7 protein-coding genes are annotated in these 6,391 nt (G+C 46.4%); 4 read left to right on the top strand and 3 right to left on the bottom strand.

The window, feature by feature from the left end:
• Positions 1 to 112 precede the first annotated feature (112 nt).
• The 3 genes from ACEW9J_RS18660 to ACEW9J_RS18650 form a co-directional block, all read right to left on the bottom strand.
• On the bottom strand, positions 113 to 670 hold the full coding sequence (locus tag ACEW9J_RS18660) for a hypothetical protein (protein ID WP_373546598.1): 558 nt from the start codon (positions 668 to 670) through the stop codon (positions 113 to 115).
• Between the two features lie 130 nt (positions 671 to 800).
• The gene (locus ACEW9J_RS18655) at positions 801 to 1,094 is read right to left on the bottom strand and encodes a helix-turn-helix transcriptional regulator (protein WP_309742152.1); all 294 of its coding nucleotides are present in this window, start codon (positions 1,092 to 1,094) and stop codon (positions 801 to 803) included.
• Positions 1,084 to 1,440 (bottom strand): type II toxin-antitoxin system RelE/ParE family toxin, encoded by a 357-nt coding sequence (locus tag ACEW9J_RS18650; protein ID WP_373546597.1) that lies wholly within the window; start codon positions 1,438 to 1,440, stop codon positions 1,084 to 1,086. The genes ACEW9J_RS18655 and ACEW9J_RS18650 overlap by 11 nt, the downstream gene beginning before the upstream one ends.
• Positions 1,441 to 1,521: 81 nt before the next feature.
• Here ACEW9J_RS18650 and ACEW9J_RS18645 point away from each other — a divergent pair, with 81 nt between their 5' ends.
• The 4 genes from ACEW9J_RS18645 to ACEW9J_RS18630 all read left to right on the top strand — a co-directional run bounded on the left by ACEW9J_RS18645 (position 1,522) and on the right by ACEW9J_RS18630 (position 6,270).
• Positions 1,522 to 2,298, top strand: a complete 777-nt coding sequence (locus ACEW9J_RS18645) for an HIRAN domain-containing protein (RefSeq protein WP_373546596.1) — start codon at positions 1,522 to 1,524, stop codon at positions 2,296 to 2,298.
• A gap of 174 nt (positions 2,299 to 2,472) precedes the next feature.
• Positions 2,473 to 4,710, top strand: coding sequence for a hypothetical protein (locus ACEW9J_RS18640; RefSeq protein ID WP_373546595.1), 2,238 nt, complete (start codon positions 2,473 to 2,475; stop codon positions 4,708 to 4,710).
• A 106-nt stretch (positions 4,711 to 4,816) separates the two neighbouring features.
• A complete protein-coding gene (locus ACEW9J_RS18635) occupies positions 4,817 to 5,890 on the top strand; it encodes a helicase-related protein (protein ID WP_373546599.1) in 1,074 nt (357 codons plus the stop codon).
• Positions 5,887 to 6,270: a hypothetical protein gene (locus tag ACEW9J_RS18630; RefSeq protein ID WP_373546594.1), complete on the top strand. Its 384-nt coding sequence runs from the start codon at positions 5,887 to 5,889 to the stop codon at positions 6,268 to 6,270. Before ACEW9J_RS18635 ends, ACEW9J_RS18630 begins: the two co-directional genes overlap by 4 nt.
• The last annotated feature ends 121 nt before the right edge of the window (positions 6,271 to 6,391 follow it).

The following is a 6,391-nucleotide window of genomic DNA, read 5'->3' as shown; positions in this document are numbered from 1 at the left end:
GTTCTGTCTCTTTTACTACTAATATTGACCGAGATCCCGTCAAGGCTTCTCATTCACAATATCTGCAAAAAAAATACCGAATTGAATTTAAGGCGCACACACATGTCTGGGCTTAAAAAAACTTTTGTCCGTCAATCAGATATAGAACACTATTCCCAACTGTTTTCTCAAAGCTATGATGAAGCAACTTGTCTTCGTTAACAGCAAAGGATATTTTTAGCTGTGTTTGAAAATTTTCTTGATATAGTAATCGGTTCAAGTCTGTTGGTATTTGATGTTTATAGTGGGCTAATCTACATCCAAAACTTTTGACAAAGTATTTGTAGAGGTTTCTTTGCTCATCCGCAAAGTTGTCACCATAGACTTCTTTGAAATTTATAAATCGCTGATTCAATACTAAATCTCTATTGTCACAAACATAATCAATAAAACATTCGTATGCTTTATCAAATGGCTGAGTGAAACCATTGTTGCACGATGAACATAAAATTTTGTCGTATTTTACAAGTTTTGAATTAGAGCCTTGTAAAGGTATTAAAGAATCATCTTGATGCAACAAGACTTCACCCTTTTTGTATGAACCAGTCCCATTTATTTTGACAATATCGCTCTTTTTGATTTTGTGTTCTGCACTATCCGCAAGTTTTCCACAGATCCAACAGTTCGTCATACTTGAAACTTAAATACTCGTTCACACTAAGTATAGCAGTGCTATTGTACTAAGACTAGCTATGATAGGGTTGAGACAGAAGATCAAATTGCAGCGTAAATTACTCTGTTTGTCAACTCATACAAGATCGTCATGCTTCTACAAGCTCAATTTCGATCCTTTTGCCGAGAATTCTAGCGGCTTTACTCAGCGTATTGAGCGTTACTGAAGTATTGTCTGGATCTAATAATCGATCTACAGCAGCGCGGCTAGTGCCCATTGCCTTAGCGACACTCGTTTTAGTCATGTGTTTAGATTCAATTTCCTGCTGCAATTGCCACGCAATGACTCTTTTAATTGCAATTTCATTAGCTTCAACTAGTAAATTTTCCTCATCCAAAAAGTCATCGAAAGAAGAACCGATATGGGGATTATTATTTGTCATTTGCTGCCTCTAATTTTGATTTACGATCGAGAGCTAATTCAAGATCTTTTTTAGGTGTCTTCTGAGTTTTCTTGATAAATGCGTGTAACAGCACCATCCGTCCATCGTAGATACAGAAGATGATACGAGCAATGCGATTACTCGATAAGTTAGATCTCACCTCATATAAGCCTTTACCCAATGGTTTGCAAGTAGGCATCCCAATTGGCCAGCCAAATTCAACGGTTTTGATATCAGAACCAATAATGAGGCGGTCTTCTTTGTCTAAGTCTTTCACCCAATCCCTGACAGGCTCATTACCAAGACTATTTTGATAAAAACAAGCAGGCAATATTTTTTCGTCCATTAACTCACATCGTATCAAAAATGGTACGATGTGGCAAGACTTCAACAAAGATCGATTACTAGCTCTTCGAGAGGAACTACCATGAACACTCTCTTCCTCACTTGGCAAGATGCCGTTTCCCGCGCCTGGTTCCCAATTGGCAAACTGACTCATGATGGTCACAGATATTGTTTTGTCTATATTCAGGGCGCACTCCAAGCCCAATCGGTAGCTAATTTTCGTCCCCTGTTAGCATTTCCAGAGTTCGATCGGGCCTACACTTCGATCGAACTCTTCTGGCCATTCGCCAACCGTCTCCTCAATAAATCGCGCCCCGAATATCCAGAATTCATCGACTGGCTCAACCTCGACTCAAACGGCAACCCTGGATCGATCGATCCGATTACCCTCCTCGGTCGCAGTGGCGGAAAACGAGTCACCGACAGCCTTGAAGTCTTCTCAATGCCAGATCGTAACGCCGCTGGAGAATACGAAATTCACTTTTTCACCCACGGACTCAGACATTATCCTGCTTCAGCCCAACAGCGGGCGGCCGAATGTACCATTGGTGAAGAATTGATGCTGATGCACGACATCCAAAATGAGTATGATGCTAACGCCTTAATGTTACGGACGATCGATCGACACAATATTGGTTTCTGTCCGCGCTATTTGGTCAAAGACTTTTTCCAATTAGTTGGCAAACAGCCCCAAGCAGTGAAAGTAGTAGTTGAAAAAGTCAATCCGGCACCAACGCCGCTTCAATTTCGATTGCTGTGCAAACTAACCGCCAAATGGACACAAGAATTTCAGCCATTCTCTGGCGATGAATATCAATCGCTCGTTCCAATAGCTGCTGCTCTGGCTGAATGCTGCTAAAACACGATTCTCTAGTGAGGTTTAGTGAGGATAGCCCCCAGCCCCCAATTTTGGGGGCTGGGGGCTTAAACAAGAGGTCTTGCGAGTTGTTTTGCTCAATTGTTCTCAAAATTTACGGTGGATACCGCATCATTATGGGGAATCATACTGGGGAATGCTCTACAATCTCGCTACATGACCACATCAGCAGCCGTTCGCCAAAAACTCGTTGAAGCCCTCAGCCTCGATCTCGTTGGCCCCGATGCCACTGCTGACAACCATTACCAAGACGAAATCATCTCCCAAGCTCCTAGCAAATGGTATCTGACCGGATTTTTGGTGCCCTATGAAGCCAGCGGCCAAGATCGGAGCGGTGATACTGCTGACGAAGGACTCGAATTAGATGCTCCCACAAGTAGATCCAGTGAAGACGAAAATACGCCGGAAACTGCATCGGCTAGAAAGGCTCTATTTCCATCATCGATCGGACTTAGCTTCCTGATTGGTGACAAGACTACCAGTGTGGATCTAGAAGTATATTGGGGCGACTATCTACCCCTTAAATCAGACGGCAAGAGCGAAAATAAAGCGAAAACCGACAGATGGCAACGTCAGCGACAATTACAGCGTCTGAGCGTTACTCTTACCGACTCTCCCAAGCCCATTACTCTCGACGTTCCCCATAGCGACGGACTTAAACTCGCCATCTCCAATCGTCCCGTTAACGGCACTACCAAGCTACCTGCTGGCACTAGAGCAATTTCGATCTTTCTCATCAACCATCGTCGCCCTAAACCTGATTGTGAGAAAGATACAGGTTTCATTTTTCAGGCTCAACTCACCATCCACAATCGCGATGGTTTCATTCCTCGCCCCGATTTGCGCGATCGACAAATTGAAGACGACGATGAGCGGATTGCCGACTTACAATATCGCGATGATTATGAATTTGCTTGCGGGCATAATGTGTCGGCTCTAGCCTTTCCCGACGCTCGGAGCCGTTGCACTCAGATCTGTACCGCCTGGATTCCCACAGCCGAAGTTGAAAAGGTAATTGCTACCGACTTACCAACCGTCGAACTGGGGATGGAAAAGATCGCTGATGCTGAGACGGCTGAATCGATTCGCACTCTCATTAGTCCGATGGTGCAAGTTTACACCGATTGGATCGCACAGCAATCGACGATCCAACTTGCCGATTCTTCCCGTGCGGAAACTGCGGCGGAACTGCTGCGCCGCGCCACCATCGTCAATCAGCGGATCGCTGCTGGCTTGCAAGCTTTAGACGATCCTGATGTTTTGACAGCTTTTCGGATGGCAAATCGATCGATCTCCACTGCCATTCGTCAGCGCAACACCCACAACAGCGATGAATTGCCAGAATCAGTTAAAGCTCCCACATGGCGACCATTTCAGCTAGCGTTCCTATTAATGAACCTAGTTGGCATCGCTCAACCAACAACGATCGATCGGGAAATCGTCGATTTACTCTTCTTCCCCACAGGTGGCGGTAAAACCGAAGCCTACCTGGGATTAGCTGCTTTTACCCTCGTCCTCCGTCGCCTACGGAATCCAGGCATTGACGGGGCAGGAATGAGCGTTCTGATGCGTTATACTCTTCGCCTGCTCACCCTCGACCAACTCAGCCGCGCTGCCACCCTCGTCTGCGCCCTCGAACTAGAACGCAGTAAAGACCCTGCCAAGTTGGGAGTCTGGCCATTTGAAATCGGGCTGTGGGTGGGTTCCGCTGCTACTCCCAATGAAATGGGCAAACATGGCGATAAAAAAGACCACACTGCCCGTCAAAAGACGATCGATTATCAAAGTGGCAGAACCCAAAATTCGCCAATTCCCCTCGATAGTTGCCCTTGGTGTGGGTCTAAATTTGACAAGAAATCTTTTCAACTCCGCCCGACTGAAGCCAATCCCCTCGATCTCAAAATCACTTGTAGTAATCGCCAATGTGACTTTAGGGGCGATCGATTCTTACCAATTGTCACTGTTGATGATGCCATTTATCGGCGGCTGCCCTGCTTTCTAATTGCCACTGTCGATAAATTTGCCAGTCTGCCGTGGGTAGGACGCACGGCGGGATTATTTGGGAAGGTTACTAGCTATAGTGTTGATGGATTCTATGGTGCTGCTACTCCCGACATCAAAGGTAGTAGTCGGCTTTCACAGGGATTATTACCACCGGATCTAATCATTCAAGATGAGTTGCACCTAATTTCGGGGCCGCTCGGCACGATGGTGGGACTATATGAAACTGCGATCGAAACTCTCAGTTGTCGGACGATTGATGGTAAAGCAATTAAACCCAAGATTGTTGCATCTACGGCTACTGTGCGCCGTGCTACCAGTCAAATTCGCGCTTTATTTGGACGCGACCAAGTAGAAGTTTTCCCACCCCCTGGAGTCGATTACCTACGGTAGGCTACGCCAACGTCGTCACTCTTTCTTTGCCCAAACCGTTTCCGCTCAAACGAAAAATGCCCGTCTCTATGTGGGAGTTTCAGGGCAAGGACGAAGTTTGAAAGTAGTGTTACTGCGTACCTATCTGGCACTATTAGGCGCGAGTCAGAAGTTATGGGAGGCAGAGAAAGGAGCGAGAAACCAGAATAACCCTGTCGATCCTTACATGACATTAGTGGGGTACTTCAATTCCCTGCGGGAACTAGGCGGTAGTCGGCGGATTGTCGAGGATGAAGTGCGATCGCTTTTAGAGGCATATAGCGACAGGAAGCGAGAGACAGAAGCAATTGGCTGGTTTGCCGATCGCAAGATTGCCGACGATCCATTAGAATTGACCTCGCGGGTGAATACTAGTCAGGTGGCGGAAGCTAAGGGCAGACTAGATAAGACTTTCCACGGGAGCGATCGCAAACATGCCGTCGATGTCGTGTTGGCAACCAATATGATTTCCGTCGGTCTAGATATCACTCGTCTGGGTTTAATGGTAGTCCTCGGACAACCTAAAACCACCGCCGAATATATCCAAGCCACCAGCCGCGTCGGACGCGATGACGAACGCCCTGGATTGGTGATTACCTTGATGAATATCCATCGACCGCGAGATCGATCGCATTACGAGCGGTTTCAAGCTTGGCATAATACCTTCTATCGGGCGGTAGAAGCCACTAGCGTTACGCCATTTTCACCACGGGCGATCGATCGAGGTTTAGCTGGCATTACCGTCGCCCTCGCTCGTTTGGGATGCGATCGACTCACAGCCCCCAAGCAAGCAATTCAAATTAACCAAGAACGTCAAAATCTTGAATTTGTCGCTGAGGCTATTTCCGAGCGGGCAGCGAATCACGATAAAGAATTGAGCAAAGATGAGGCCGAAACACTGCGATTGCACATCCGAGCGGCTGTAACCGATCTATTGGATGATTGGGAGCATTTAGCCACCGAGGAACAAGGAAAATTGCAATATCAGAAAGAAGTCGGTGATGCGCCGCCATTACTTTACGATCCGCTCGATCCCGAACTGCTCAAACAAAATCTTCGCGCCAAAAAGTTTAAAGCACAGCGGAGTTTACGCGATGTCGAACAGTCTGTAGATTTATGGATTCAACGTCCCGATGGTCAAGATTTTGGAGATGAGTCATGAAGTCTAAACAAAAACGTCCCCCAGATGGAGAAATTCGTCAAAGCCAATTACTGTCATCCTTTGGCCCTGGCTCGATGGTCGATTTACCAGAAGCCTCGGTGCTAATTGGTGGCTTAAACTATTGGAAATTCGATCCTCAACAAAAACGCGAAATAGTTGAAGAACGCCTGAGTACAAAAATCTGTGAGAAGTTACGCCATCGATATCCCGAACTCGGTAGTGTCAAACTCTACGAACCACCAACTAGCAATCGCGATAGTAATAGTGGCAATGTCGGAGTCAAAGCTTTTCAGTTCCCAATTTGGTTTGTCGCTCAAACCGAAGAAACTTGGACATCCCCAACCAGAAAAGTTTACCGCACCCGATTCGTGACAAGTTAAGGCGCAAGTGCAGTTGTCAAGCAGGGTTGAGCGGATGGCTCAAAAAAGAATGACCCTTCCCTGTTCACTCGATCTGGGAAGGGATCGATAATCAATTTCTTGAATGGCTTTCGGATAGATT

Origin of the sequence: Chamaesiphon sp., from assembly GCF_041737865.1 — a bacterium.
Lineage (GTDB): Bacteria > Cyanobacteriota > Cyanobacteriia > Cyanobacteriales > Chamaesiphonaceae > Chamaesiphon.
Note: the sequence above shows the minus strand (reverse complement) of the source record. Positions and strands in the feature narration are given on the sequence as shown.